A 26,245-nucleotide genomic window follows, 5' to 3' on the forward strand; every position below is an offset into this window, starting at 1 on the left:
CCTACCCCTTCACGGAACCGGACATCAGCCCGCCGACGAAGTACTTGCCGAGCAGGATGTACACGAGCAGCGGTGGCAGGGACGCCAGCAGGGCGCCGGCCATCGAGACGCCGTAGTCCTGCAGCAGTGCGCCGTTGGCCAGGTTGTTCAGCGCCAGGGTGACCGGCCCGTTCTGGCTCGAGGAGAAGAACACCGCGAAGAGGAAGTCGTTCCAGGCGTTCGTGAACTGCCAGATGAGGACCACGACGAAGCACGGTATGGAGAGCGGCAGGATGATCGACCAGAACGTGCGGAGCATCCCGGCGCCGTCCACGCGGCCCGCCTCGATCAGCTCGTGCGGCACGGTCCGGTAGTAGTTGCGGAAGATCAAGGTGGTGATCGGGATGCCGTACACGATGTGCAGGATGATCAGCGACGGCACGCCGCTCGGGATACCCGCGCCCAGCATCAGCGTGAGGAGCGGGATCATCACCGCCTGGTACGGGATGAACATGCCGAACAGGATCAGCGTGAACACGATGTCGGCACCGCGGAAGGACCAGCGCGACAGCACGAAGCCGTTCATCGACCCGAGGACCGCCGAGATGACCGCCGCGGGGATGACCATCTGGAAGCTGCGTCCGATGGAGGGGGCGAGCGCCTGCCAGGCTCCGATCCAGTTGTCCAGCGTCCAGTCGGCCGGCAGGTTCCAGGCGCGCGTCGGCGAGGCGTCGCCGGGCCCCTTGAAGCTCGTCACGAACAGCACGTAGACCGGGATCAGCACGATGAGGACGAACAGGACCATCACGGCGTAGCGGACGGTGCGCCCGGTGGAGAAGCGTGCCGGCGGCGCCTTCCGGAGGCCGCCGGGGTGGCCCTCGACGCCCGGTGGGGGGACCGGCGTGGAGACCTGGCTGGTCATCGCGCGTCCTCCTTCCTGGTGCGGGCGAGGTAGGGCACGATGGCGACCGCGACGATCACCAGCAGGATGGTCCCGACGGCGGCGGCGTTGGCGTAGTCGAAACTCGACTTGAACAGGTACATGTCCACCGCGGGCACCTTCGTCTGATAGTTCGCGGGCCTGGAGATGGACATGATGAGGTCGAACGACTTCAGCGACATGTGCCCGATGATGATGAGCGCCGACAGCGCGATGGGCGAGAGCTGCGGGAAGAGCACGTGCCGGTAGAGCTTCCACTCGGTGGCGCCGTCCATGCGGGCCGCCTCGCGCAGCTCGACCGGGATGCCGCGGAACCCGGCGAGGAAGAGCGCCATGACGTATCCGGACAGCTGCCAGATCGCCGGGATGGCGATCGCCACGATGCCGAACGTGATGTTGTTCCACCAGTTGTTCTGCAGGAAGTCGAGCCCGATCATCTGGAAGAGCCGGTTCAGCCCGCTCGCGTTCTCGCCCTGGTTGGAGTTGAGCAGCCAGCGCCAGACCACACCGGAGGCGACGAACGAGACCGCCATGGGGAAGAGGTAGACCGACCGGAAGACGCCCTCGCCGCGAGCGGGCCTGTCGAGCAGCCAGGCCCAGCCGAACCCCATGACCATCGTGCCGACGAGGAACACGACGGTGAAGAGCAGCAGGTTGAGCAGGGAGTGCTGGAAGGCGTCGCTCGCCAGGAGGTTGACGTAGTTCTCGAACCAGACGACGGTGGTCGGCTGCTGGCCGGTGGCCTGGGCGGCGGTGCGGTTGTCGGTGATCGACGTCTGGAAGTTCGCCGCCAGGAGGCCGAAGACGAACACGGCCAGCAGGATCAGCGACGGCGCCAGGAGCAGCAGCGGCGGTCCGTACCGTCGCAGTCGGTGTGACATGGGTCCTCCGGGAGGTGCGAGGAGCGGGGGCCGGCCTCCGGTCGAGACCGCCCCCCGCCCCCGGGTGTCACATCGTCGCCGCGGCGAGCTCGGACTGGAACGTGGCCAGGTCCGTCGCCCCGGCGGTGAACTTGCTCGTCGCGTCGGTGATCGTGTTCAGCATCGCGACCGGCGTCGCGGCGCCGTGGGCCAGCGAGGGCACGATCGTGTCGCTGGCGAACGACTCGACCGCCGTCTGCTGGTACTCGGAGAAGTCCGAGGTGTCCGCGTCCGTGCGCGCCGGGATGGCTCCCTTCGCCATGTTGAAGGCCACCTGACCGTCGGCGGAGCCGACGGTCTCCAGCCAGGCCCTCGCACCTGCCGGGTCCGGAGCGCCGACGGGCAGCGTGAACGAGTCGGCCAGGAAGTCGAACGTGCCGTCCGTCCCGGGCACCGGGAAGTAGACGTAGTCGTCCGGTGACGTCGCGCCGGCCTCCTGGAAGGCGGCCTCGGCCCAGTCGCCCATGACGTTGAACCCGGCCTCGCCGTCAATGACCTGCTGGATCGCGTCCGGCCAGTCGAGGCCGTCACGGTCGGTGTTGGTGTAGCCCATCAGCTTCTCGAAGTCCTCGAGAGCCGCGGTCACCTCGGCGCCCTCCCAGTCGGTGCTGCCGTCCCACAGTCCGTTGTAGCCCTCGGCACCCAGGCCGGCGAGCAGGACCGTCTCGAGCATGTGCACCTGCGTCCAGGGGGCGGCGATCGACAGCGGGGTCTTGCCGGTCTCCTCCACGGCGTCGAGCGCCTCGAACCAGGCGTCGAGGTCGGCGTACTCGGCGGCCGGGTCGAGGCCGGCCTCCTCGAGCACCGACGGGCTGGCCCACACGACGTTGGCGCGGTGGATGTTCGACGGGACCGAGTAGATGGCGCCGTCGGAGGTGAGCAGGTCGATCAGGTCCGGCGGGAACGCCTCGGTGAGCCCGAACTCGTCGTAGAGGCCGGAGACGTCCTCGATCTGCGCGGCGTCGATGTAGTCCTGCAGCTCGGCGCCGGCGTGCGCCTGGAAGGTGTCCGGCGGGTCGTTCGCCTGCAGGCGGGACTGCAGCAGGTCCTTGGCCGCGGATCCGGCACCACCCGCCACCGCGCCGTTGATGAACTGGATGTCCGGGTGCTGCTCCTCGAACACACCGACCAGCGCGTCCAGGCCTGCCTTCTCCGAGCCCGCGGCCCACCAGGTGAAGACCTCCACCTGCTCGCCGCCGGCCATGTCGTCGCCGGTCGTGCCGCCGTCGCCGTCGCCGCCGTCGCCGCAGGCCGCCAGGCCCAGGGTGAGGACCGCGGCGCTCGCGGCCGCCGTCATGAGTCGTGCAGTACGCATGCTCACCATCGCCTTCGTCGACCCGGGGGATCGCGATCCGTGCTGCGACCGGATGCGTCGGCGCACCCGTCCTCCCGCTCATATACAACGACTCGGAAACAAAGGTGTCAATGAATGAGCTCAAGATGCAATCAACCGTGACCTCGGCGTGATTCTCATCATGTCAAATAGCGCATTCCTCTTCCATTCAGGATTGCTGCTCAAAATGGTGATATTTCCTCGGCCGCCGCTGGTCAGAACAGCGAGTCGAGCATCCGAGGAGCTAGGCCGAGCGCCGTCGTCGTCGCCAGACCGTCCGCGACGGTGACCGTCCGCACCCCCGGCATGGGCTCCGTCAGGACGAACGGGTCGTCGGCCCCGGGCTCCGGTGCGCGCACGACCTCCGTCGCGGACCAGCGGCTGCGGACGGTGGGACGCCCCGTGCCGAGCAGCGCCGCCGTCTCGCGCAGGAGCAGCTCGTCCACGTCCTCCGAGCGGCCCGGCGCGTCAGCCGGGGCGCGGCCGTCGCCGACCACGACGGAGCCGTCGGGCTGGGCGGCCAGCGTCAGATGTATCTCGGCCGCCAGCAGGTCGGGGTGCCGTGTCCGCAGGCGCTCGCGGACCTCACCGAGGGCACGGCTGTGCAGGTAGGCGCTGTCCCGCAGGAGGGTGCTGGCGCCGACCAGCACGGGGCCGGCCGCGACCCGCTCGGCCGCCCGGCCGCCGTCGGGCAGCGGGGAGGAGATCCGCAGCATCTGGCGCCGGACGGGCAGCAGGCGGTCACCGACCTCGCCGAAGAGCTGCCCGACGTCGTGGCCGACCGCGACGACGACGCGCTTGGCCACGACCTCGCCGCGTGAGGTGCGCAGGAGCGTGCAGCCGCTGCCGGCGTCGAACGTCTGGGCGGCGGTGGTCCAGGCGACGTGGGCCTGCGGCCGTCCGCCGAGCCAGTCGGCGATGATGCCGAGGGCGGAGGCGGGCTCGACCCGCAGGTCGAGGGGCAGGAGCGCGCCACCGACGGCGTCGGGCGCGGGGGCGTGGTCGGCGACCTCCTGGCCCGTGAGGAGCGTGGCGTCGCCGGCGCGGGCGGCGACGAGGTCGTCCAGGACGGCGAGCTCGTCGACGTGCCGGGCGACGACGACGGCGCCGCTCTCCCGGACGCCGAAGCCCGCCTCGCGTCCGAGCTTGAGCCAGCGCTCCCGGGAGGCGAGCGCGCAGGCGAGCGCCGTGGAGTCCTGCGTCGTGATCGCGACGTGCCCGCCGCGGCGGGCCGTGCTGCCGGCAGGGCGCTGGGCGGCATCCACGACGAGCACCGAGAGCCCACGCACGTGCGCCTCGACGGCGTGCGCGAGGCCGACCGCGCCCGCTCCGACGACCGCGAGGTCGACCTTCGCCGGGAGCGGGGGCAGGGTGCTGTCGTGGTTCACGTCCAGAATCTGCCCGAGCAGGTGGACGGCGTACAAGGCGGGGATGGCCTGTGGACAAGGTGTTCGACAAGTGTTCACCTGGGGTTCGGTCCGGCGTTCCCGGGGGGTCGCGACCCGGCGCGGTGCGGGCCGTGAGCCTCCGACGACGCCGGTGGTTGTGGTAGACCCGTGAGGGTGACTCAGGACACCTCGGCGAACCCGCCCACACCGTTCCACGACCTCGACTCCTACCTGGCGCTCCGCCGTCTGGGAGGGCTCGCGCTCAGTGCCGACGGCACCCGGCTCGTGACGGCGGTGCAGAGCCTCGATGCCGACCGCACCGGCTACGTCTCGGCGCTCTGGGAGGTGGACCCTGCCGGGGAACGCCCGGCGCGGCGCCTGACCCGCAGCGCCAAGGGCGAGTCCTCGGCGGTGTTCGCCGCCGACGGGGACCTGCTGTTCACCTCGGCACGGCCCGACCCCGACGGCAAGGCCGACGACGACGCGCGCCCGGCCCTGTGGAGCCTGCCCGCCGCCGGCGGTGAGGCGCGGGTGATCGCGACCGCTCCGGGTGGGATCGGTGGCGTCCGCACGGCGCGAGACGCCGAGGTCGTCTCGGTCACGGCGCCGGTGCTGCCCTCGGCGGCGGACCTCGCCGAGGACGCCGAGCTGCGCAAGGTCCGCAAGGACCTGAAGATCGACGCCGTGTGGCACACCGGCTACCCGGTGCGGCACTGGGACCACGACCTGGGCCCGGACGCGGACCGTCGCTTCGTGCTGACGCTCGGCGCGCCGGCCGCGGGCGAGCGGGGCGAGGGCGAGCAGCCCGAGCTCCGCCAGCTCACCGGCGCGGGCCGCCAGCTCGACGAGGCCGGGGCCGCGCTGTCGCCGGACGGCGCGACGCTGGTGACGACCTGGACGGTCGACGACCCGGGCGCTGCCCGACGCGAGACGCTGGTCGCGATCGACACGACGACGGGGGAGCGGCGCACCCTGGTCGACGACCCGGACGCCGAGCTGGCCTCGCCCGTGGTCTCGCCCGACGGGCGGTGGGTCGCGTACATCACGTCGACCATCACCTCGCCCACGGAGTCACCGGTGATGCGTGCCGGCCTGGTCGCCCTCGCCGGGGACCGCGAGCCCGAGGTCCTGGCGGACGACTGGGACCGCTGGCCCACGTCGCTGACGTGGCTGCCCGACTCCTCGGGTCTGCTGGTCACCGCCGACGACGACGGGCGCGGCCCGGTCTTCCTGCTCACGTTCGACGGCGGTGCGGGCGAGGGTCCGGTGACCGTCGAGCAGGTGACGGCCGACGACGCGACGTTCACCGACGTCCAGGTAGCCCCGGACGGCTCGGCCCTGTACGCCCTGCGCGTGTCCTACGCGGCGCCGTCGGAGCCGGTCCGGGTGAACCTGGCGGCCTTCGTCGCGGCCGGGGCGCCCGGGCAGCGCGAGCCGGTCGCCGCCGTCGTGCTCCCGGCGCCGGTGCCCGCCCCGGAGCTGCCGGGGACCTTGACGGAGGTGGCGACGACGGCGGCCGACGGCGCGCGCGTGCGGGCCTGGCTGGCGCTGCCGGCCGGTGCGTCGGCGTCGGACCCGGCGCCGCTGCTGCTGTGGATCCACGGCGGGCCGCTCAACTCGTGGAACGCGTGGTCGTGGCGCTGGAACCCGTGGATCATGGTGGCCCGCGGCTACGCGGTGCTGCTGCCGGACCCGGCGCTGTCCACCGGGTACGGGCAGGAGTTCGTGGCCCGCGGCTGGGGCGCCTGGGGCGACAAGCCCTACACCGACCTGCTGGCGATCACCGACGCGACCGAGGCGCTCGACGAGGTCGACGCCTCGCGCACGGCGGCGATGGGCGGGTCGTTCGGCGGCTACATGGCCAACTGGGTGGCGGGGCACACGGACCGGTTCCGCGCGATCGTCACGCACGCCTCGCTGTGGGCGCTGGACCAGTTCGGGCCGACGACGGACCACGCCTACTACTGGGCGCGCGAGATGACGCCCGAGATGGCCGAGGCGCACAGCCCGCACCGGTTCGTCGGTGAGATCCGCACGCCGATGCTCGTGATCCACGGGGACAAGGACTACCGGGTGCCGATCGGGGAGGCGCTGCGGCTGTGGCGCGAGCTCCTGGCAGACTCGGGCCTGCCGGCGGACGACGACGGCGCGACGGCCCACCGGTTCCTGTATTTCCCGACGGAGAACCACTGGGTGCTCACGCCGCAGCACGCGAAGGTCTGGTACGCCGGCGTGCTCGCGTTCCTGGCCGAGCACGTGCTCGAGGTGCCGGCCGGCGAGGGGGACGCGGTGCTGCCGACGACGCTCGGCTGAGCCGTCTGAGGATCCACCCTGGGGTGGATCTTCAGACTGCTGAAGACCGTACCGGGGAGGGATGGGCGGCGTCGCGGCGAGAGCTACTTTCAGCGCATGACGCAGATCGCAGAGCCGCCGGTGCCCACCGCGCCGCAGAGCAGCACACCGCCCGCCCCGCCGGTACGGCCGCGCCGGCCCCGGCTGAAGGGCATCGACCTCGCACGAGGTCTCGCGATCATCGGCATGTTCGGGGCGCACACGCTCGTCACGGAGAGGATCGGCTGGGACCCGTCCACCTGGGCGGCGGTGGTGCACGGGAGATCGTCGATCCTCTTCGCGACGTTGGCCGGGGTCTCGCTGGCGCTGATGTCCGGTGGGCACAGGGCAGTGAGCGGGGAGGCGCTGCGTGATGCCCGTACCCGGGTGCTCGTGCGCGCCGCCCTGATCTACGCGCTGGGCGCCGTCCTCGCCGCGTTCGACTCGGTCATCGTCATCCTCGAGGTGTACGCGGTCCTCCTGGTGATCGCCCTGCCGTTCCTGCGCTGGTCCCCGCGGCGCCTGTTCGTCCTCGCGGGTGCCCTGGCAGTCGTCGGACCGATCGTGCAGTGGCTCCTGATGGACGTGTTCGGCGCGTGGGAGGTCTATCCGACGGGCTTCCTCGACATCATGTTCGCGGGGACGTACCCGGGTGTCGTGTGGATCTCGTTCGTGCTCCTCGGCCTCGGGGTCGGGAGGCTGGACCTGACGAGCCGGGCGGTGCGTGCTCGACTCGTGGCGGTGGGGTTGCTGCTCGCGGTCGCGGGTTACGCGGGGGGCTGGGCCTCGGCCCGTGCGGCGGGGGTTCAGCTCGACCCGTTCATGGACTCGTCCTCCGGCCCGTCGTCGGACTGGCTCGGGTCCAGCTCCTCCGACGTCGACTCGCTCAGCTCGGACGGCGCCGACCCGTATGACAAGGGGGTGCCGGGGGAGACGATCGACCTGTCCGACAGCACCTGCTACCCGGACACGGAGGGGTTCGTCTACTGCGAGCCGTCGAGCCGGTCGGAGTCCGGAGCCGACGAGTGGGACGACGAGAAGGGGAAGGGGCTCGACCTCTCCGTCGGTCTCACGACGCTGGTGGGTGCTGAGCCGCACTCAGGCACGACCTTCGAGGTCGTGGGGTCGTCGGGCGTCGCGCTGCTCCTCATCGGCCTGTGCCTGCTCGCCCCTCGACCGGTCCGCCGTGTGCTGCACCCGGTGGCGGCCGCGGGGACGATGGCGCTGACCCTGTACGCCCTGCACATCGTGGCCCTGAGTCTCGGCGGCCCGTGGGTGGAGGACCGGACCACCCTGTTCTTCGGCCTGCTGGTCGCCGGTGCCCTGGTCGTCGCGGTCGTGTGGAAGCGCTGGCTGGGCCAGGGCCCGCTGGAGCGGCTCGTCTCGGTCGTCTCGCGCCGTGGTGCGATGCCCGGCAGGTAATGGCGCTCATATGCGCGCACGATTCTGCTCATCTGTTACGTTGGTGGTCTTGGACCCGACGGAGCAAGGACGCGCCATGACCTCACTCACCGACGAGACCGTGGGCGCCCTGCCCGCTGCCGGCCCCGAGCCTCTGGCCGTGCCGGGATACGACCGCTCCGCGCTGCGCGCGGGCATCGTCCACCTCGGCGTGGGCGGCTTCCACCGCGCGCACCAGGCGATGTATCTCGACCGGCTGATGGCCCGGGGCCAGGCGCTCGACTGGGCGATCTGCGGCGTCGGCGTCCTGCCGCACGACGCGCGCATGCGCGACGCGCTGAAGGCCCAGGACGGCCTGTACACGTTGGTGCTCAAGCACCCGGACGGCACGCTCGAGGGTCGCGTGATCGGGTCGGTCGTGGACTTCCTGCTCGCCCCGGACGACCCGGAGGCCGCCATCGAGAAGATGGCCTCGCCGGAGATCCGCATCGTCTCGCTCACGGTCACCGAGGGCGGGTACAACGTGCACCCGGTGACCGGGGAGTTCGACGAGTCCGACCCGGCCGTCCAGGCCGACCTCGCCCCCGGCGCCGTGCCCGTCACCTCGTTCGGCCTCGTGACCGAGGCGCTGCGGCGCCGTCGCGACCGAGGGGTCGCGCCGTTCACGGTGATGAGCTGCGACAACATCCAGGGCAACGGCGAGGTCGCGCACCGCATGTTCGGCACGTTCGCGCGGCTCAAGGACCCCGAGCTCGGTGCGTGGATCGAGGAGCACGTGCCGTTCCCGAGCTCGATGGTCGACCGGATCACGCCGGTCACCACGGACGCCGACCGCGCGATGGTCGCGGAGCGCTTCGGCGCCGACGACGCCTGGCCCGTCGTGGCCGAACCGTTCACCCAGTGGGTGCTCGAGGACCGGTTCGCCGACGGACGCCCGCCCCTGGAAGATGTCGGCGTCCAGGTGGTCGACGACGTCGAGCCCTACGAGCTCATGAAGCTGCGGCTGCTCAACGCGAGCCACCAGGCGCTGTGCTACCTCGGGTACCTCACCGGCTACCGGTACGCCCACGAGGTCTGCGCCGACGAGTCGTTCGTGCGGTTCCTGCTCGACTACATGGAGCGGGAGGCGACACCGACGCTGCAGCCGGTGCCCGGCATCGACCTCGACGACTACCGGCGCACGCTCATCGAGCGGTTCGCCAACCCCACGGTGCGCGACACGCTCGCGCGGCTGTGCGCCGAGTCATCCGACCGGATCCCGAAGTGGCTGCTGCCCGTGGTGCGCGAGAACCTGGCTGCCGGCGGGGAGGTCCACCGCGCAGCCGCCGTCGTGGCCGCCTGGGCGCGTTACGACGAGGGGGTGGACGAGCAGGGCGCGCCGATCGAGATCGTGGACCGGCTGGCCGACCGGCTCCGCGCCGCCGCGGCGCGGCAGGGCGAGGACCCGCTCGCGTTCCTGCGTGACCGCGAGCTCTTCGGCGACCTCGTGGACTCACCGCGCTTCACCGAGGCGTACCTCGAGGCGCTGACGTCGCTGCACCGGGACGGCGCGCGGGCGACGGTCGAGCGGCTGGTGGGCTGAGACCCGAGGGGCGTAACGGTTGATGTAGCGACCGTTCAGTTTCCGATCGTGCGTGCCACGCTTCGACATCCGTCGTCGAGACCAAGGGCGCAGGCGGTCTGTGCGACCTCAGCAACGTCATCGTCGTCGTCATCATCATCGGTCGAGAACCGTCCGGCAGCACCCGCGAACGTCTTGCGCAGCGCCGTGCCGCCTTTGAACACGAGCAGGTCGAAGATGCCGGCCTCTACAAGGTGACCCAGGAGGAGGTCCTGCGCGATGTCGATCAGGGCGGCGGACCGCCCACCGGGCCCCGGTGGGGTGTGCCGCGCGACAAGTCCGGGTGTGATCGGCATCAGCGCTGGTTCCTCGCGTTAGCGGTCGTGTCGGCGATGTTCCAGCGGGCGTTGAACGTGACCACTCCGTCACGGGGTCCGAACCACACGGTGTGATCCGGGCGGCGCACTCCAAGGCTCGCCAGATGCATGTGCGTCGTGCCCAGACCATCGAGGAGGTATCCCAGGCGCGCGAGGGTTGCCGTGGTGGCGCCGTCCAGGGCTTTCTCAAGGTCGTCCTGTGAGGTCCGCTCGATGAGGTCCTGCATGGCGCCCCGAAGGACAGGCCAGTTGCGAACGCTGGACGGACTCGTGGCCATGTGAACGAGGATGCTCGCCGGCCGGTGCACTGGAACGCCCGTGAGGTACTCGGGTGCCAGCGGGGAGTCGTACCGCACGATGCGGAACGTCTTGGCGAGCGCGCTCGGGACGCGGACATACTTCGGTAGGGCCAATTCATGCTGATTAGGGGCCCGGTCCGCGAGGCCGTGGATCCATACAGCGGTGTGTAGGCACGCCGTCGCGTTGCGTGAGTCCCCAGTGGCGTTCGAGGCGAGGAACGCTCGAAGCGCGATCAGTGGGTCACCGTGGCCGAATGGTCCGGCGTGCGCGCCCGGCGCGAACTCATACACGCCGCGTTGCTTGGTCGCCAGGAGCCATCCGGTTTCGCGCAGGCGTCGCGCGACCTCGGTTGCGCGGGTCTTGATGTCGAGCGTGACCAGCAACGTGTCGAGGTCAGTGAGCGTGACGACGACCGGCTGGTTCAGCTCGAGCTCCTCAACGACGCGCGCGAGTGAGGGGCCAAGTGTGCGTCCTCCACTCATCCCTGCCTCCTGTCACCGGGAACGCTCTAAGCGCAGAAACGGTGCTTCTGATGCATCAGTTGACAGTAGATCTCTGGGCTGTCGCTGTCAACAGGGCTGCTAAAAGCACAGATTCTGTGTGTTTCAGGTTGGCTGCGACAGCATCCTGTGCGCATCCGCGCTCGCACAAGCCTCGACCGCAAGTTGGGGACTGCTGTACCGATAGGTGACGTTGATGATGTAGGGGTCCGCGTCGTCCGGGCGTGATCCGATGCATGTCGGCCAGGGCCGACGTGCCCCCTGCGAGCGAAGGGCGCAAGGCCATCATGACAACATCCATCACTGACGTCCTCGACGTGCCTGTCGTCGCGGGCGTCGACACCCACGCCGATATGCACCATGTGGCGGTCGTGGCCGCCAGGATCCGCTTGACGAAGACCGCGGTGCTTGCGACCTCCAGCAGGACGGTCTTCCCGCCGATGCCGGAACCGATCGGTGTGGCAGCGTCCACGAGCTCGCGCAGCCGGTGATCGCTGCACAGCGACAGCGCGGTGGAGACGGCGCCGTGGGCGGCCAGACAGGCGCCGTGGGACATGTCAGGGCTCGGCAACGCTGCCCCTGGGCGGGGCGGTCAGCAGGCGCTCGAGCTCGACCGCCGCGGCGTCGTCCATGACGAGCACCGTGGCGATCCCGCCGAGGACCGCGCCGCGCAGCCCGACGGCGGCCTCGGCGCCGTAGCCGATCGCGACCACGTCGGGGGTGCGGACGAGCTGGTCGAGGGTGACGCCCACGACCCGGGCGTCCAGCGGGGTCACGACGGCGCGCCCCTGGGTGTCGAAGAGCCGGCCAGAGCACTCCGCGACGGCTCCGGCCGCGGCCGCGGCGCTCCGCTCGGCGTCGGTGACCTGCGGGTAGACGGTCGACCCCGTGGCGTTCCAGCTGCCGATCGCCACCACCGCGAGGTCGAGGGCGTCAGCCCGGTCGAGGGCGGCGGCGATCTCCGTCTGCTGTCGCATCCCGGCCGCCGTGGCGGGGTCGCCGACGAGCAGCGGGGACCACACGGGCCACGTGCGGACGCCCTCCATGGCGGTGAAGCGTTGGATGAGCTCGAGGGAGTTGCCGCTGCCGTGCACGGGCAGCGCACCGACGAGCTGGACGACGTCGCACGGCGGGAGCGTCCCGAGCGTGCGGACGGCCGCCTCGACGGTCCGGGACCACGAGACCCCGACGGTCGTGCCCGCGCGGACCCGGGCCGCGACGACGCGCGCGAGCTCACGGGCGAGGGCCTCGCGGGTCGTGTCCCGGTCGGCGCCGCCCGGGACGATGACGATCTCCTGGGCCCCGAGCTGCTCCGCCAGGCGCCGGGCCCGGCCCGTGTCGAGGTGCGCGGGTGCGGCGATCTCGATCCGCACCACCCCGCTCTCGCGGGCCTCGGTCAGCAGCCGGGCCACCTGGAACCGCGAGATCCCGCGGTGCTTGGCGATCTCCACCTTCGACTGTCCGTCGAGGTAGTAGTCGGTGCTCACCTCGACGAGGAGGCGGGTGTGCTCAGGGTCGGTCACCGGTACCTCGTCTCTCCCCGCGGCGGCGCTGCGCGAAAGTATGAGCGGATGGTCTTGCTCACGTGAGCATATCGAACTAAGGTCGCTTCAGATGAGCAGCCATGCCGCTCTCATATGAGCGGACCGTTCGACGTAAGGACAACGATGTTCGAGCCACCCGGCGCGCGGCGCCGACCCGACCGACGCACCGCACCACGGCTCGTCGCCGGTGCGGCCGCCCTCACCCTCGGGCTCGCCGCCTGCACCGGCGCGGGAGCCGTCGGGGGCGACGGGGAGCAGATCGTCGTCGCCATCGTCTCCAACCCGCAGATGCAGGACGCCATCTCTCTGCAGGACCACTTCCGGGCCGAGCACCCCGGAGTCGACGTCCGGTTCGTCAGCCTCCCCGAGAACGAGGCCCGGGCCAAGATCACCGCCTCCGTCGCGACAGGCGGCGGCGAGTTCGACGTCGTCATGATCTCCAACTACGAGACGCCCATGTGGGCCCAGAACGGGTGGATCGAGAACCTCCAGCCCTACGCCGACGCGACCGAGGGGTACGAGCCCGACGACTTCGTCCCCAGTGTCCGCGACGCGCTCTCGGTGGACGGCGACCTGTACTCGGTGCCGTTCTACGGAGAGTCCTCGTTCCTCGCCTACCGCGAGGACCTGTTCGACGAGCGTGGTCTCGAGATGCCCGAGCGGCCCACCTGGGACGACGTCCGCGAGCTGGCCGCCGAGCTCCACGATCCTGCGGCCGACTTCTCCGGCGTGTGCCTGCGCGGCCTGGCGGGCTGGGGCGAGGTGATGGCACCGATGGGCACCGTCATCAACACGTACGGCGGGCGGTGGTTCGACGAGGGCTGGAACGCCCGGCTCGACAGCCCCGAGGTCCGCGCCGCCGTCGAGACGTACGTCGACACCGTCCAGCGGTACGGTCAGCCCGGTGCGGCGACGTCCGGGTTCGGCGACTGTCTGACCCGGTTCGCCCAGGGCAACGCCGCCATGTGGTACGACGCGACCTCGATGGTCTCCAGCGTCGAGGACCCGGCGTCGTCGAACGTCGCCGGGGACGTCGGCTACGTCCCGGCCCCCGTCAGCGAGACTCAGGCCGCCGGGTGGCTCTACTCCTGGTCGCTCGCCATCCCCTCGACGAGCGAGCACAAGGACGCGGCCTGGGACTTCGTCTCCTGGATGACCGACCAGGACTACATCCGGCTCGTCGGCGAGGAGCTCTCGTGGGAGCGGGTGCCCCCCGGCAGCCGGTTGTCCACCTACGAGATCCCCGAGTACGCGCAGGTCTCCGCGGCCTACGCCGAGGCCACCCTCACGGCGATGGGCGAGGCGACGCAGGAGAACACGATGACCGAGGCGGTGCCGTACCCGGGCATCCAGTTCGTCGGTATCCCTGAGTTCCAGGACCTCGGGACCCGCGTGGGCCAGCAGATGTCGGCCGCGATCGCCGGGCAGCAGACGGTCGACGAGGCGCTCGACCAGGCCCAGTCCTACGCCGAGACCGTCGCCGAGACCTACCGGGCCGAGGCCGACGCCGCGTCCACCACCGCCGGAGGCTCCTGATGACCACGCTCACCACCCAGGCAGCGAGCGCCCGCCGCGCACAGGAGCTGCGCGCCGTGCGCGACGAGCACACCCTGAGCCGTGCCGAGCGCTGGCGCCGCCGCGGGCCGCTGCTGCCGGCGCTGCTCTTCACGATCGCCGTCACGCAGATCCCGTTCCTCGTGACGATCTGGTACTCGCTGCACTCGCGCAACCTGCTGCGCCCCGACTCCGACCTGTTCGTCGGCTTCGCCAACTACGGCGACATCGTCGGCGACTCGACCTTCCGCGGCGCCGCGGTGAACTCGGTCGTCATCACGCTGGGGTGCGTGCTGGTCGCGATGGTCCTGGGCATCGTGCTCGCGCTGCTCCTCGACCGGCCGTTCCGCGGCCGGGGCGTCGCCCGGACGCTGCTCATCACCCCGTTCCTCATCATGCCCGTCGCGAGCTCGGTGCTCTGGTCGATGGCGATGCTCAACCCGACGTACGGCCTGCTCAACTGGACGATCGGCCTGGTCGGGATCGACCCGGTCGACTGGACGTCGACCTACCCGATCGTCGCGATCCTCATGGCGCTCGTCTGGCAGTGGACGCCCTTCATGATGCTGCTCGTCCTGGCCGGCCTGCAGGCGCAGCCCAAGGACGTGCTCGAGGCCGCGTCGGTCGACGGCGCCGGTCCGTGGCGCACGTTCACCTGGATCACCATGCCGCACCTGCGCCGGTACGTGGAGCTGGGTGTGCTGCTCGGGATCATCTACGTCGTCAACACGTTCGACCAGATCTACCTCATGACGGCGGGCGGGCCCGGCACGGCGAGCGCCAACCTGCCCTTCTACATCTACCAGCGCGCGTTCCTCGGCTTCGACATCGGGCAGGCCGCCGCGATGGGTGTGGTCGTCGTGATCGCCACGATCTTCGTCGCGATGGCCGCGCTGCGCCTCATCTTCCGCAGCTTCGACGTCAAGGAGCGCTCATGACCACCACCGCACCGGCCCCGACCTCCACGCGGCCCGCCGCACCCGGCGGTGCGCGGCGACCGCGCCGCCGGACCACGGGCACGCTCCTGACGGCACTCACCTGGATCCTCGCCATCGGGTTCTTCTTCCCCGTCGCCTGGATGGCGATGACGGCCTTCAAGCAGGAGAGCCAGGCGTCGTCGAACCCGCCCACGTTCTTCTTCGAGCCCACGCTCGACCAGTTCCGCGCCGTGGTCGGCGAGTCGGGCACCTACGTGGCGAACTCGCTCATCGCGACGGGGGTCTCGACGGTGCTCGTGCTGCTCCTGGGCATCCCGGCCGCCTACGCCCTGTCGATCCGGCCGGTGGAGAAGGTCGGCGACGTGCTGTTCTTCTTCATCTCCACGAAGATGCTGCCCGTCGTGGCCGTCATCGTCCCGATCTACGTCATCGCGGGGCAGCTGAGGGTCCTCGACAACATCTGGACCCTCGTGGTGCTCTACACGGCGATGAACCTGCCGATCGCGGTGTGGATGATGCGCTCGTTCCTCCAGGAGGTGCCCGCCGAGGTCCTCGAGGCGGCGTCGGTGGACGGCGCCGGGCTGCTGCGGACCATGCGGTCCGTCCTGCTGCCGATGGTCGCACCGGGCATCGCCGCGACCGCGCTCATCTGCGTGATCTTCGCGTGGAACGAGTTCTTCTTCGCGCTCAACCTCACGGCGTCGCAGGCGGCGACGGTGCCGATCTTCATCGTCTCGACGATGACGAGCGAGGGCTTGTTCCTCGCGCGCCTGTGCGCCGCCGCGCTGCTGGCCTCCCTGCCGGTCATCATCGCCGGGTGGATCGCGCAGAAGCAGCTCGTGCGCGGCCTGTCGATGGGCGCGATCAAGTAGTGGGGCGATCGCCCTGCGGGGCGAGCAGGAGGTCGACCAGGGCCTCGAGACGTCCGGCCGGCGGCGTGGCACCGTCCGCGCCGCCGGCCGGACGCTCGAGCAGAGCCGCCCGGCTCTCCGCGTCCTCGGCGGCCATCAGGAGGTCGACGGCGGTGGGCATGTCCAGGACGAACCGGAGCCCGAGCTCGGACAGGATGCGGTCGAGCACGGTGGCGAGCTCCGCCCGGACGCGGCGACGCTCGGTCAGGTAGAGCTCGGCGACGGCGGGGTCGCGCAGGGCGAGGAGCTCGAACTCGGCGGCCACCAGGCACCACTGGCGGCGGGCGCCGCCGTCGGGCCGCACGGTGGCAATGACGGATCTCAGCGCGGCACGGAAACCCTCCGGGGTGGCGAGGGCGTCGACGTCGACGGTCTCGACCACCTGCTCGAGCGTGCCGAGCTGGCTGTTCGCGTCGCGCTGCATGAGCGCGACGAACAGCTCCTCCTTGGAGGCGAAGTTGGAGTAGAAGGCGCCGCGGGTGAACCCAGCGGCCTCGCACACCGCCTCGATGGACGTGGCCTGCATCCCGACCTCGGCGAAGACGTCGAGTGCCGCGTCCAGCAGGCGTTCCCGGGTGCGCTCGCGGCGCGGGGAACGCGCGCTGGTCGCGTGCTCGGCGGTGGTCACAGCAGGGCCCTCCTCGGTCTGGCGGTGGAGCCAGTCTAGACAATACATCGGTGTATCGGATACGTTTCTGTATCGGATACAGTGCCGTATCGAACTGCCGCGTCGATCGTCCACCCGCCACAAGCCGCCCGGGAGCCCTCTGTGTCCTCCGTCCTGTACTCGCTCGGTCGCTGGACCGTGGGTGCGCGCCGCCTCGTCGTCGCCGCCTGGCTCGGCATCCTCGTGGTCACCGGCGCGGCCGGAGCCTTCGTGTTCCAGGAGTTCGACAACTCCGTCACCATCCCCGGCACCGAGTCGCAGCGGGCCCTCGACCAGCTCTCGGCGACGTTCCCCGAGGTGAGCGGGTCCTCCGCGCAGATCGTCGTCGTCGCTCCCGAGGGTGACGCCGTCACCGACGACGCCGTCCGCGAGCCCGTCGAGCGCGCGGCGGACAGGATCGGCGACCTGGACGAGGTCGCCGCCGTCGCCACGCCCTACGACGAGCAGGCGGCCTCGCCCGTCAGCGACGACGAGACCGCCGCGATCGTCGCCGTCCAGCTCGACGGCGACTCGATGTCCGTCAGCGACGCCACCAAGGACGACCTCACCGAGATCACGGACGAGCTCGCGGCAGCCCTGCCCGCAGACTCCCGGGCCGAGCTCGGCGGAGAGCTGTTCGCCAACGAGCTGCCGCACCTGAGCATCATCGAGGCCGTCGGCGTCGTCGTCGCCCTGATCGTGCTCCTGTTCACCCTGGGTTCGTTCGTCGCCGCCGGCCTGCCGCTGGTCAACGCTCTGCTCGGCGTCGGGGTCTCGATGCTGCTGCTCCTCGCAGCCACCGTCTTCGGGCCGATCAACTCCACCACCCCGATGCTCGGGCTGATGCTCGGCCTCGCCGTCGGCATCGACTACGCGCTGTTCATCGTCTCCCGCCACCAGGAACAGCTCCGGGACGGGATCGAGCTGCGCGAGTCCATCGCCCGCGCCACCGCCACGGCCGGTTCGGCCGTGATCTTCGCCGGCCTGACGGTGATGATCGCGCTGGTCGGGCTCGGCGTCGCGGGCATCCCGTTCCTCACGGTCATGGGCGTCGCGGCGGCGGCCGCCGTCGGCATGGCGGTGCTCGTCTCGCTCACCCTGCTGCCGGCCCTGCTTGCGATCGCCGGAGAGCGCCTCCGCCCCCGCCCGAGGAAGCGGCGTGCGCGCCGCACGGCCACGACGCCCGACGGCGGCACCCACCAGAACCGGTTCTTCGCCGGCTGGGTCCGGGGGGTCACCCGGGCGCCGGTCGCGACGATCGCGATCGTCGTCGTCGCCCTCGGCGCTCTCACGCTCCCCGCGGCGAACCTGCGCCTCACGCTGCCCGACGCCGGGTACCTGCCCGAGGACACCTCCGCCCGGCAGACGTACGACCTGGTCAGCGATCACTTCGGCGACGGTTTCAACGGGCCGCTCATCGTGACCGGCTCGATCGTCACCAGCACCGACCCCCTCGGGCTCATGGACGACCTCGCCGCGGAGATCGAGGACCTGCCCGGCGTCGCGGACGTGCCGCTGGCCACGCCGAACCAGACGGCGGACACCGGGATCATCCAGGTGGTCCCCGAGGGCTCACCCGACTCCGAGGAGACGAAGGCGCTGGTCGCGGAGATCCGCGCGCTCCACGACCACTTCCTCGACGAGTACGGGGTGGACCTGTCCGTCACCGGCTTCACCGCCGTGGGCATCGACGTCTCCGACAAGCTCGGTGACGCCCTGGTGCCGTTCGGGCTCGTGGTGGTGGGCCTCTCCCTGCTCCTGCTGACCATGGTGTTCCGGTCGGTCTGGGTGCCGGTCAAGGCGACGCTGGGCTACCTGCTGAGCGTCGGTGCGGCGTTCGGGGCCGTCACGCTCGTGTTCGAGGACGGCCTCTTCGCCGAGGCGCTGAACGTCACGAGGCTCGGACCGGTGATCAGCTTCATGCCGATCATCCTCATGGGGGTGCTCTTCGGGCTCGCGATGGACTATGAGGTCTTCCTCGTCTCGCGCATCCGCGAGGACTACGTGCACAACGGCGGCCGGGCACGGCAGGCGATCCTCACCGGCTTCCAGGGGTCGGCGAAGGTCGTCATCGCGGCGGCGGTGATCATGTTCAGCGTCTTCGTGGCGTTCGTGCCCGAGGGTGACATGACGATGAAACCGATCGCGCTCGGTCTGGCCGTCGGCGTCGCCGTCGACGCGTTCGTCGTGCGCATGGTCCTGGTCCCCGCGGTGCTGGCGCTGCTCGGCGACAAGGCGTGGTGGATGCCCCGCTGGCTCGACCGCGCCCTGCCGACGTTCGACGTCGAGGGCGAGGGGCTGGCCAAGGAGCTGCGGCTGGCCTCCTGGCCCGGCGTGCGCCCCGACGGACGGGCGGACGCCGTCGCCGTGCGCGATCTCGAGGTGAGCGGCCCGCGCGGCCCCGGTCTGGGGGACCCACCGCTGGTCGGGCCGGTGAGCGTCCGGGTGCCCGACGGCGGCACGCTCGCCGTGCACGGGGACGCCGCGGCCCCGGTCAACGCGTTCCTCCTGGCCGTCGCCGGTCGGATCCGCCTGGACGCCGGTGTGGCCAAGGTCGCCGGCCTCGTGCTGCCCGAGCGGTCGCCGTCGGTGCGTTCGCGGGTCGCCGTCGTGGATGCCGTGGCCGAGGACGGCCGCCCAGCCGACGCCGTGACGACCGCCGTCCGCCAGGGCGCCATCGTCGTCGTGGTCGACCGCACCGACGTGGTGGCCGATCGACCCGCACGCGCTGCGCTGGCCACCGCGCTGTCCGGTGCGCACGCCGCCGGGGCGACGCTCCTGGTGGGGGCGACCGGCGTGGCCGCCACCGACCTGCTGCCGGCGGGCACGCCGGTGCTCGACGTGGGTGCCGGCTGGGGGGCGCCGTCGAGACTGCACGGTGGTGACGTGCCGCCACCGGTACCCGTCCACGACCCGGGCGGCGACTCCGTGAGCACGGAGACGACCGCTTCCACCGAGACACCCGCGACCCCTGAGGTCGCCGCCACCACCGAGGAGGTGCGGGCATGAACCGCGTCACGCAGAACCCCTGGGCGATCGTCCTGGTCGCCCTCCTGCCCGTGCTGGTGCTCGGCATCCTGCTGGCCGCCCTGTGGAACCCGATGGACCGGCTCGACACGGTGCCCGCCGCCATCGTCAACAACGACGAGCCCGTCGAGGTCGATGGCCAGACCGCGCCGCTCGGGCGGCAGCTGGCCGCCGGGCTCGTCGAGGGCGCCGAGGACTCCGACGTGAACTACGACTGGACCCTCACCGACGCCGAGCACGCGACCGATGGCCTGGCCGACGGCACCTACGCGGCCGTCGTGACGATTCCGGAGGGCTTCTCCGCCGCGGCGACCTCGTTCGGCGCCGAGGACGCCGACGACGCCCGCCAGGCCACGATCGACATCGCCACGCCGCCCGGTGGGCGGGTGGTCGACGTCGCGCTGGCACGGGTGGTGGCGACCACCGCGACCTCGGTGATGGGCTCGATGCTCACCGAGACCTATGTCGACAACGTCCTCATCGGCTTCAACGACCTCTCCGAGGGGATCGGTGAGGCCGCGGACGGTGCCGGTGAGCTCGCCTCCGGCGCGGGGGACGCGGCAGCGGGAGCGACCGAGCTCTCCGACGGCGCCGGGCAGCTCGCCGACGGCGCGGGCGAGTACGCCGCGGGAGTGGGCGAGGCGGCGTCGGGCGCGGACGACCTGGCGGGCGGCGCGGACCAGCTGGCCGACGGCGTCGCCGGGCTGGCGGACGGCGCGCAGCCGCTGGCCGACGGGGCGAAGCAGGTGGCCGACGGCGCCGAGGGCGTCGCACGTGGTGCCCGGGAGAGCGCCGCGGGCGCCGGCGACCTGGCTGACGGTGCGGGCGACCTGGCCGACGGCGCGGGTGACCTGGCGGGCGGTGCAGGCGAGCTGGCGGCCAACCTGCAGAAGCTCGACACGCAGGTGGAGCCGCTTCCCGGTGGGATCGCGCAGGCCGCGGGCGGCGTCGACGAGATCTCCTCCGGCCTCGGTGCCTACGTGGCCGAGATGCAGAAGGTCTACGGGTGCGGTGACGTGCCGGAGTCGCCGCAGTGCCAGAGCCTGGCGCCGCTCCTGGAGATCCAGGCCGGCGCGGGCGAGCTGGCGAGCGAGCTGACCGCGCAGGTCGGCAGTCCCGCGTCGGAGGGTAGCGATCCGACGGGCCTGTACGCGCTGGCGGCCGGGATCGACGGTCTGAGCACCGGCGCGACCCAGCTCGCCGGCGGAGCCGACGAGCTCGCGGAGGGTGCGGATCAGGTCGCCACCGGGACCCAGGGTCTCGCGGACGGCCTGGACGAGCTGGCGTCTGGAGCCGGCCAGGTCTCCACCGGCGCGGACGGTGTGGCCGACGGCGTGTCCGGTCTCGCCGACGGCGTCTCCCGGCTCGACACCGGAGCGCATGGTCTCTCCACGGGCGTGTCGCAGTTCGCGGCCGGTGTCGACCGGCTGGACGCGGGCGCGCAGGAGCTCGCGACCGGGACGGACGGCCTCGCCGACGGCGCCTCCGGGCTCGCGGACGGTGTCGGTCAGCTCGCCTCGGGCACCGACGACCTCGCCGGTGGTCTCGACGAGGCGGCGGCGGGGATCCCGACCTACACCGACGGTGAGCGGCGGAACCTCGCGTCGGTCGTGGCGAACCCGGTCGCGGCACCGGGGGTCGACGACCTCTCGACGGGCGCGACCGGGCCGCTGTTCGCCGTCGTCGCGCTGTGGCTCGGCGCGCTCGGTCTGCTGACGATCTTCCCGCCGGTGGCGGCCCGTGCTCTCGGCTCGACGCGCCCCGCGCTGCGGCTGGCACTGGGTGCGCTCACCGTCCCCGCGGCCGTCGGCGCCGGGACGGGGGCCGCGGTCGGTGCGATCCTCGCCGGGGTGGAGGGGCTCTCGCCGCTCGGCTGGGTCGGCACGATCCTGCTCGGGGCACTGGTCTCGGTCAGCTTCGTGGCTGTGCACGTGGGATTCCTCGCGTGGTTGGGGAACCTGGGCCGGGGGGTCAGCCTGCTGATCGCGGTGCTGATGATCGGCACCGGCGTCGTGGCGACCGTCCCGGACGTGCTCGTCTCCGTGGCCGACGTGCTGCCGACCGGTGCGGGGCGCGACGCCCTCGCCGCCGCCGTGGTGCCCGCGGTCGGGGGGCTGGGCGGGGCGCTGACGTGGGTGGTGCTGTGGACCCTCGTGGGTCTCGGCCTCGGCATCGGCGCGACGGCGCGTGCACGCCGGACCCGGGTCGCGGCTCTCCTGCGGGCGTAAGGGGGCGCGGCGCCGGGTCGTCGAGCCAGTGAAACAAGACCGGGCCCTGGAACAGCACCAGGGCCCGGTCTTGATCGAGGGCTTCTCAGCTCACGACGCGGAACGTTGCGTCCGCTTGGCCGGTGGCGCTACCGATGGTGTCGATGCGGAGCTGGTAGGCGTAGTGGCGGATGTACCGGTCGGGAAAGTTGTACGACTGGTACGACGTCCACGACGGCGATGCGAGGCCGTCGACCGCCCGGAAGCTCGCATCGGCCTTGAACCGGGCGGAGCCGTCGTCCTGCCTGAGGTTGAGTACGTAGTTCTCGTGCCGCAGGTAGTAGCCGGGGAAGTTCACGGACTGGAAGGACACGGTGTCCGTGCCGGCCAGGCCGGGGACGATGCGCCACTGGGCGTCCTGTGCCGGGGAGACGTTCGTGTCGATGCGGGCCCCGTAGTTGGCGTGCCGCCAGTACCGGTCCTGGAAGTTGTAGGACTGGATGCGGCTGATCGCGGTGGTGCCCCACTTGCCCAGGACGCGGTTCTCCTCGGCCTGGGTCAGGTTGAGGATGGAGCCGTGTCGCTTGCGGTTGGCGCCCACGTCATAGGTGCTCACCCGCTGGAAGTTCGTGACGTCGCCGAGGTTCGTGGACGTGACGGGCATGTAGCCGCGGCCCGTGGCGTACTGGTCGAGCCACAGCGCCCACCGGTCCTCACCGTTGAACTTCATCCACATGGGGCCTTCGACCACGGTGCTGCCGGGGATCGCCCCGTTGGAGATGTTGAGGTGCGACAGGTCTCCGAGGTGGTCCCAGGATCCCAGGATGCTGTTGCTGCCCTCGACGGTGATCTGCCGGCCGACGCAGTTCGCCCGGTAGTAGCGGTAGCCGCCGACGCTGTTCGGGACCTCGACGATCTGCGTGTCGATGATCTCCTCGGAGCCGGGCGGCGTGATGAACGGCTGGGGCGTCGTGATGGTGCGGAAGTCGGAGGTCCGCGCGGAGTAGACGCGGTGCTTCGTGGCGCCGTTGTGTGGCACGTTGGTCGACCAGTACAGGACGTAGTCGCCGGTCTCGGCGTTCCAGATGGCCTCGGGTGCCCAGGCGTTGCGGCCGTCCGGGATGGCGCCCGCGACGTCGAGCAGCCACGGGTCCGACCAGTTCACCAGGTCGGTCGATTCCCAGATGACGAGGTTCCGGCTGCCGTTGTTGATCGCTCCGGACCAGTTCGAGCCGCAGCCGATGCACAGGTCGGTGGCGATGATCCAATAGCGGTCGCCGTCGGGCGAGCGCACGAGTGAGGGGTCGCGGACGCCGCGAGTGCCGACGTCGCTGCGCAGGACGATCTCGCCGTTGTTGAGGTCCGTCCAGTTCAGCCCGTCGTCGCTGTGGGCGAGGTAGATCTGCTGGCCGTCCGACGACTCGCCGGTGAAGGTGGCCATGAGGTAGCCGGTGAACTGTTCGTCGGCCGCGGAGGCGCGCTCGGAGGTGGCGACGGTCCAGCCGGCCACCAGGGACAGGGCGGCGAGGAACGCGGTGAGCCAGGTGGCGGCGCGCCATCTGGCGATGGTGTGGGTCATGCGAGAACTCCTTAGTTTCGCGGATGGGTTGATGTGGTCAGGGGGCAGGGGCGACGACGGCGAGCGTGCCGTCGGCATTGAGTGTCAGCCGGTCGATCGCGACCTCGCGGTCGGTGCCGTTGCCGGCAGGGAGGGCGAGGCAGTGGTCGGCAATCCCGTTGCGCTCGATGACGAACGGAGCCGAGCCTTGTTGTCGCCCGACGACGTGATGACCCGCAGAGCGCGTCGTGCTTGGTCCGGCTCGTACTGGAGGACGCGACCGGATCGAATGCGGCCCAGCCAGTCCTGGTGCCGGACGTACCGCCCGGGGTAGTTCACGGACTCCGACGACGCCCGTCCGCGGTCGACCGTCGCGGGAGCCGTCCGGCCGGCGGGACGATCGCCGCCGAGGTCAGTACAAGGACGACGGGTGTGGCAAGCCGGGCCGCCCTGCGGGGGGTGGCGGTGCGGTGCGGTTCATCTCTCTCCTTCGAGGACGCGGCGGGCCCCATTGCCCGCCCGTCCCGAATGTTAGCGGTCACATCGGGTCTACGGAAGAGTGCGACCACGGTCGTCGTGGAACCCTCGTGGTCCTTCGGAAGGGCTTCGGCGGCATGAACCACACCGCCTGGATCGACCTCACGGCCGCGCAGCGCGAGACAGCGTTCGGGAACGACTCAGGGCAGCAGGGCTTCACCGTGCTGCGCGTCCCCGTCCACGAGGTCCGGGCCTGCTGGAGTGGGAGGCCGTGACCTCGCGGAGGGTGAGCGCGTCGGGGGCGAAGGTCTCTAGTCCCCGACGCGGCCCACGACGTGCTTGGCGAGCGTCGCCGCGCCGGCCCCGCCGCCGCTGACCCCGACCTGTGCCTGTGCCTTGAGCGCGAGCGTCCAGGCGGTGGTCAGCGAGGCCGCCACGAGGACCACGCCGAGGGCCACCATGAAGACGGCTTCCTGCTCCTCGGCCGAGCGGGCCGCCTCGTCGGCGATGCCGACGGCGGTCCCCGTCAGCACGATCGCGAGGACCGCGACGACGGCGGAAGCGGCAGCGCCCCACCGCAGGGCTGCCCGCAGTGTGCGGGTCGCCGCGACGGACCGGACGCGGAACGCGATCGGTTCCGAGCACACCGAGCAGGCGACGGTGATCTGCTCGGGCGGGTCACCGTCGGCGGGCCGGTTCGCCGACCAGCGGTCGCCGCGGTACTCCCAGCCGTGGACGCGTCCCGCGTCCTCGTCGCCCACGGGCCCGGCAAGGTAGCCCGACCGGTGCAGCAGGGTGAACTCCTCGGTGCGGTGGAAGGTTGCCGCCATCGCCTCTCCTGTTCGCCGCGGCACGTCCTGGCCATGGATCGTGCGCTGCGTCGCAGGCTATCGGAGGCGGTCGCGATCCTGCGGGGTCGAGCTCAGCAGTGCGACCGCGGGTGCTCGGCCCTGAGCCCCTGCGGTGCCGCGTTGTACGGGTCCGTGTGCGTGGCCTTGCGCCAGCGCGCGACGAGGGCCGCGTCCGCCTGCCAGCGCGCCGACCGGTCGAGGTGGGCCACCTGGCGGTAGGCGAGCAGAGCCGGCAGGTCGTGGGTCAGCGCCCAGTGGACCGCGGCGTGGACGTCATCGATCGTCGGGTGTGTCATCACTTCTGGAGAGGGGCCGGCACCGAGTTCGTGACGTGATCGGCGTCACTTTCTTGGAGAAGTTCCCGCGCCGGCGCCGTCCGGCGTGCCGGACGTGCGTCACCCGCCCGGTCCGCCAGACTCCCACCATGGACCTGACGCACGTCCGCGAGACGAAGGAACAGCTCGTCGACTACGCCCGTGACCTGGCGGAACGCTACGGAGCGGTCGTGAGCCCGCGGGCCGCCGGCGACGGGACACCCGCCGATACCGTCCGTGCGCCGACCCTGGCGATCGGGATCGCCCCGGCGGCCGAACCGGGCGGCTACGAGATTGCGGTGCGCTACCGGCTGGGTGTCCCGGCAGCGCGGGCGGTCGTGCGCAAGGTGGTCGCGGAGGCCGGTCCCACGCCGGACGTGCGCCGCACGGGCCGTATCCGGCGGCTGGGGCCGGGGCGGCGGGGAAGCGTCCGGGCCGACGTCCTCGAACGGCAGCCTCCGGTCGTCGCGGCGCTCGCCGAGGGGGAGACCGGCAGGGTCCGCCCGCTGCGGCCGGGGATCTCGATCGCGCACGTCGACGTCTCGGCGGGCACGCTCGGCGGGTTCGTCGTCGCGGACCCGCGCCCCGACGTGCCAGAGCTTCCGGGCGGGCCGGACGCGCTGTACGCGCTGTCCAACCGGCACGTGCTCGACGGGGTGCCCGGCGACGGCGTGCTGCAGCCCGGCCCGGCCGACGGCGGGACAGACCCGGCGGACCGCGTCGGGACGATCGCTGCCGTGGTCCCGCTCGCCCGTGGCGAGCGAGCCTCCGTCGACGCGGCCGTCGCGTTGCTCGACGACCCGCAGGTGGACCTCGACTACCCGGTGGGGCGGGTCACCACGACGGCGGAGGCCGCCCCGGGCGACGAGGTCGAGAAGATCGGCCGCACCACGGGGCACACGCACGGGCGTGTCTCCGCGATCGAGATGGACGACGTGCTGGTCGGCTACGGCCCGGAGCTGGGAGTGCTCGCCTTCGACGGGCAGATCGAGGTCGAGTCGACGGGGACGGGGCCGTTCTCCCGGGGCGGCGACTCGGGATCGCTCGTGCACCGGTCCGACGGCGTCGCCGTCGGACTGCTCTTCGCCGGCTCGGAGACCGGGGGGCCCGACGGGACCGGGCTGACCTACGTCAACCCGATCGACACGGTGCTCGAGGCGCTGGGCGTGCAGCTGGCCTGAACCGAGC

22 protein-coding genes are annotated in these 26,245 nt (G+C 71.5%); 11 read left to right on the forward strand and 11 right to left on the reverse strand.

The window, feature by feature from the left end:
- Position 1 precedes the first annotated feature (1 nt).
- From PZC42_RS00930 to PZC42_RS00945, 4 genes are all read right to left on the reverse strand, one after another.
- Positions 2-901 (reverse strand): carbohydrate ABC transporter permease, encoded by a 900-nt coding sequence (locus PZC42_RS00930; RefSeq protein WP_277207461.1) that lies wholly within the window; start codon positions 899-901, stop codon positions 2-4.
- Positions 898-1,800, reverse strand: coding sequence for a carbohydrate ABC transporter permease (locus tag PZC42_RS00935; protein WP_277207463.1), 903 nt, complete (start codon positions 1,798-1,800; stop codon positions 898-900). The genes PZC42_RS00930 and PZC42_RS00935 overlap by 4 nt, the downstream gene beginning before the upstream one ends.
- 67 nt (positions 1,801-1,867) lie before the next feature.
- Positions 1,868-3,154 (reverse strand): ABC transporter substrate-binding protein, encoded by a 1,287-nt coding sequence (locus PZC42_RS00940; RefSeq protein ID WP_277207464.1) that lies wholly within the window; start codon positions 3,152-3,154, stop codon positions 1,868-1,870.
- Positions 3,155-3,387: 233 nt separating this feature from the next.
- Positions 3,388-4,560, reverse strand: coding sequence for an FAD-dependent oxidoreductase (locus PZC42_RS00945; RefSeq protein ID WP_277207466.1), 1,173 nt, complete (start codon positions 4,558-4,560; stop codon positions 3,388-3,390).
- A gap of 174 nt (positions 4,561-4,734) precedes the next feature.
- On the opposite strand from PZC42_RS00945, the gene PZC42_RS00950 reads away from it, so the two are divergent.
- From PZC42_RS00950 to PZC42_RS00960, 3 genes are all read left to right on the forward strand, one after another.
- Positions 4,735-6,873: a S9 family peptidase gene (locus tag PZC42_RS00950; protein ID WP_277207469.1), complete on the forward strand. Its 2,139-nt coding sequence runs from the start codon at positions 4,735-4,737 to the stop codon at positions 6,871-6,873.
- Between the two features lie 96 nt (positions 6,874-6,969).
- Positions 6,970-8,313 carry a heparan-alpha-glucosaminide N-acetyltransferase domain-containing protein gene (locus PZC42_RS00955; protein WP_277207471.1) on the forward strand — a complete coding sequence of 448 codons (1,344 nt, stop codon included), beginning with the start codon at positions 6,970-6,972 and terminating at the stop codon, positions 8,311-8,313.
- Positions 8,314-8,389: 76 nt separating this feature from the next.
- The gene (locus PZC42_RS00960; protein ID WP_277207474.1) at positions 8,390-9,874 is read left to right on the forward strand and encodes a mannitol dehydrogenase family protein; all 1,485 of its coding nucleotides are present in this window, start codon (positions 8,390-8,392) and stop codon (positions 9,872-9,874) included.
- 35 nt (positions 9,875-9,909) lie between these two features.
- Here PZC42_RS00960 and PZC42_RS00965 read toward each other — a convergent pair whose 3' ends face one another.
- Together PZC42_RS00965 and PZC42_RS00970 are read right to left on the reverse strand one after the other, a co-directional pair.
- The gene (locus tag PZC42_RS00965) at positions 9,910-10,209 is read right to left on the reverse strand and encodes a nucleotidyl transferase AbiEii/AbiGii toxin family protein (protein ID WP_277207477.1); all 300 of its coding nucleotides are present in this window, start codon (positions 10,207-10,209) and stop codon (positions 9,910-9,912) included.
- Positions 10,209-11,012: a type IV toxin-antitoxin system AbiEi family antitoxin gene (locus PZC42_RS00970; protein WP_277207479.1), complete on the reverse strand. Its 804-nt coding sequence runs from the start codon at positions 11,010-11,012 to the stop codon at positions 10,209-10,211. The genes PZC42_RS00965 and PZC42_RS00970 overlap by 1 nt, the downstream gene beginning before the upstream one ends.
- A gap of 305 nt (positions 11,013-11,317) precedes the next feature.
- On the opposite strand from PZC42_RS00970, the gene PZC42_RS00975 reads away from it, so the two are divergent.
- Positions 11,318-11,521 (forward strand): hypothetical protein, encoded by a 204-nt coding sequence (locus PZC42_RS00975; RefSeq protein WP_277207481.1) that lies wholly within the window; start codon positions 11,318-11,320, stop codon positions 11,519-11,521.
- Positions 11,522-11,587: 66 nt separating this feature from the next.
- On the opposite strand, the gene PZC42_RS00980 is transcribed toward PZC42_RS00975, so the two are convergent.
- Positions 11,588-12,553, reverse strand: a complete 966-nt coding sequence (locus tag PZC42_RS00980) for a sugar-binding transcriptional regulator (RefSeq protein WP_277207483.1) — start codon at positions 12,551-12,553, stop codon at positions 11,588-11,590.
- Positions 12,554-12,697: 144 nt separating this feature from the next.
- On the opposite strand from PZC42_RS00980, the gene PZC42_RS00985 reads away from it, so the two are divergent.
- The 3 genes from PZC42_RS00985 to PZC42_RS00995 are packed head-to-tail and all read left to right on the forward strand — an operon-like array spanning position 12,698 to position 15,938.
- Positions 12,698-14,110, forward strand: a complete 1,413-nt coding sequence (locus PZC42_RS00985) for an ABC transporter substrate-binding protein (protein ID WP_277207484.1) — start codon at positions 12,698-12,700, stop codon at positions 14,108-14,110.
- Positions 14,110-15,066 (forward strand): carbohydrate ABC transporter permease, encoded by a 957-nt coding sequence (locus tag PZC42_RS00990; protein ID WP_277207486.1) that lies wholly within the window; start codon positions 14,110-14,112, stop codon positions 15,064-15,066. Before PZC42_RS00985 ends, PZC42_RS00990 begins: the two co-directional genes overlap by 1 nt.
- On the forward strand, positions 15,063-15,938 hold the full coding sequence (locus PZC42_RS00995; RefSeq protein WP_277207487.1) for a carbohydrate ABC transporter permease: 876 nt from the start codon (positions 15,063-15,065) through the stop codon (positions 15,936-15,938). The genes PZC42_RS00990 and PZC42_RS00995 overlap by 4 nt, the downstream gene beginning before the upstream one ends.
- Here the strand turns inward: PZC42_RS00995 and PZC42_RS01000 are convergent.
- The gene (locus PZC42_RS01000) at positions 15,931-16,605 is read right to left on the reverse strand and encodes a TetR/AcrR family transcriptional regulator (RefSeq protein WP_277207489.1); all 675 of its coding nucleotides are present in this window, start codon (positions 16,603-16,605) and stop codon (positions 15,931-15,933) included. The genes PZC42_RS00995 and PZC42_RS01000 overlap by 8 nt on opposite strands.
- Before the next feature lie 141 nt (positions 16,606-16,746).
- Here PZC42_RS01000 and PZC42_RS01005 point away from each other — a divergent pair, with 141 nt between their 5' ends.
- Complete coding sequence (locus PZC42_RS01005; protein WP_277207490.1) at positions 16,747-19,632, forward strand: MMPL family transporter; 2,886 nt, start codon at positions 16,747-16,749, stop codon at positions 19,630-19,632.
- Positions 19,629-21,878: a YhgE/Pip domain-containing protein gene (locus PZC42_RS01010; RefSeq protein ID WP_277207492.1), complete on the forward strand. Its 2,250-nt coding sequence runs from the start codon at positions 19,629-19,631 to the stop codon at positions 21,876-21,878. Before PZC42_RS01005 ends, PZC42_RS01010 begins: the two co-directional genes overlap by 4 nt.
- Before the next feature lie 85 nt (positions 21,879-21,963).
- On the opposite strand, the gene PZC42_RS01015 is transcribed toward PZC42_RS01010, so the two are convergent.
- Positions 21,964-23,436: a glycoside hydrolase family 43 protein gene (locus PZC42_RS01015; RefSeq protein WP_277207493.1), complete on the reverse strand. Its 1,473-nt coding sequence runs from the start codon at positions 23,434-23,436 to the stop codon at positions 21,964-21,966.
- Positions 23,437-24,002: 566 nt separating this feature from the next.
- Between PZC42_RS01015 and PZC42_RS01020 the strand changes: the two genes are divergently transcribed.
- Complete coding sequence (locus PZC42_RS01020) at positions 24,003-24,167, forward strand: hypothetical protein (RefSeq protein ID WP_277207495.1); 165 nt, start codon at positions 24,003-24,005, stop codon at positions 24,165-24,167.
- A gap of 36 nt (positions 24,168-24,203) precedes the next feature.
- Here PZC42_RS01020 and PZC42_RS01025 read toward each other — a convergent pair whose 3' ends face one another.
- Positions 24,204-24,722 carry a hypothetical protein gene (locus PZC42_RS01025; RefSeq protein WP_277207496.1) on the reverse strand — a complete coding sequence of 173 codons (519 nt, stop codon included), beginning with the start codon at positions 24,720-24,722 and terminating at the stop codon, positions 24,204-24,206.
- A 92-nt stretch (positions 24,723-24,814) separates the two neighbouring features.
- Positions 24,815-25,039: a hypothetical protein gene (locus PZC42_RS01030; RefSeq protein WP_277207497.1), complete on the reverse strand. Its 225-nt coding sequence runs from the start codon at positions 25,037-25,039 to the stop codon at positions 24,815-24,817.
- Between the two features lie 128 nt (positions 25,040-25,167).
- Here PZC42_RS01030 and PZC42_RS01035 point away from each other — a divergent pair, with 128 nt between their 5' ends.
- Positions 25,168-26,238: a chymotrypsin family serine protease gene (locus PZC42_RS01035; protein WP_277207499.1), complete on the forward strand. Its 1,071-nt coding sequence runs from the start codon at positions 25,168-25,170 to the stop codon at positions 26,236-26,238.
- Positions 26,239-26,245: the final 7 nt, after the last annotated feature.

Source organism: Isoptericola croceus (assembly GCF_029382255.1).
GTDB lineage: Bacteria > Actinomycetota > Actinomycetes > Actinomycetales > Cellulomonadaceae > Isoptericola > Isoptericola croceus.

Coding starts and splice junctions, on each gene's coding strand:
- PZC42_RS00930 (WP_277207461.1), bottom strand. CDS start 901: ATGACCAGCCAGGTCTCCACGCCGGTCCCCCCACCGGGCGTCGAGGGC.
- PZC42_RS00935 (WP_277207463.1), bottom strand. CDS start 1,800: ATGTCACACCGACTGCGACGGTACGGACCGCCGCTGCTGCTCCTGGCG.
- PZC42_RS00940 (WP_277207464.1), bottom strand. CDS start 3,154: ATGCGTACTGCACGACTCATGACGGCGGCCGCGAGCGCCGCGGTCCTC.
- PZC42_RS00955 (WP_277207471.1), top strand. CDS start 6,970: ATGACGCAGATCGCAGAGCCGCCGGTGCCCACCGCGCCGCAGAGCAGC.
- PZC42_RS00960 (WP_277207474.1), top strand. CDS start 8,390: ATGACCTCACTCACCGACGAGACCGTGGGCGCCCTGCCCGCTGCCGGC.
- PZC42_RS00965 (WP_277207477.1), bottom strand. CDS start 10,209: ATGCCGATCACACCCGGACTTGTCGCGCGGCACACCCCACCGGGGCCC.
- PZC42_RS00970 (WP_277207479.1), bottom strand. CDS start 11,012: ATGAGTGGAGGACGCACACTTGGCCCCTCACTCGCGCGCGTCGTTGAG.
- PZC42_RS00975 (WP_277207481.1), top strand. CDS start 11,318: ATGACAACATCCATCACTGACGTCCTCGACGTGCCTGTCGTCGCGGGC.
- PZC42_RS00985 (WP_277207484.1), top strand. CDS start 12,698: ATGTTCGAGCCACCCGGCGCGCGGCGCCGACCCGACCGACGCACCGCA.
- PZC42_RS00990 (WP_277207486.1), top strand. CDS start 14,110: ATGACCACGCTCACCACCCAGGCAGCGAGCGCCCGCCGCGCACAGGAG.
- PZC42_RS00995 (WP_277207487.1), top strand. CDS start 15,063: ATGACCACCACCGCACCGGCCCCGACCTCCACGCGGCCCGCCGCACCC.
- PZC42_RS01010 (WP_277207492.1), top strand. CDS start 19,629: ATGAACCGCGTCACGCAGAACCCCTGGGCGATCGTCCTGGTCGCCCTC.
- PZC42_RS01015 (WP_277207493.1), bottom strand. CDS start 23,436: ATGACCCACACCATCGCCAGATGGCGCGCCGCCACCTGGCTCACCGCG.
- PZC42_RS01025 (WP_277207496.1), bottom strand. CDS start 24,722: ATGGCGGCAACCTTCCACCGCACCGAGGAGTTCACCCTGCTGCACCGG.
- PZC42_RS01030 (WP_277207497.1), bottom strand. CDS start 25,039: ATGACACACCCGACGATCGATGACGTCCACGCCGCGGTCCACTGGGCG.
- PZC42_RS01035 (WP_277207499.1), top strand. CDS start 25,168: ATGGACCTGACGCACGTCCGCGAGACGAAGGAACAGCTCGTCGACTAC.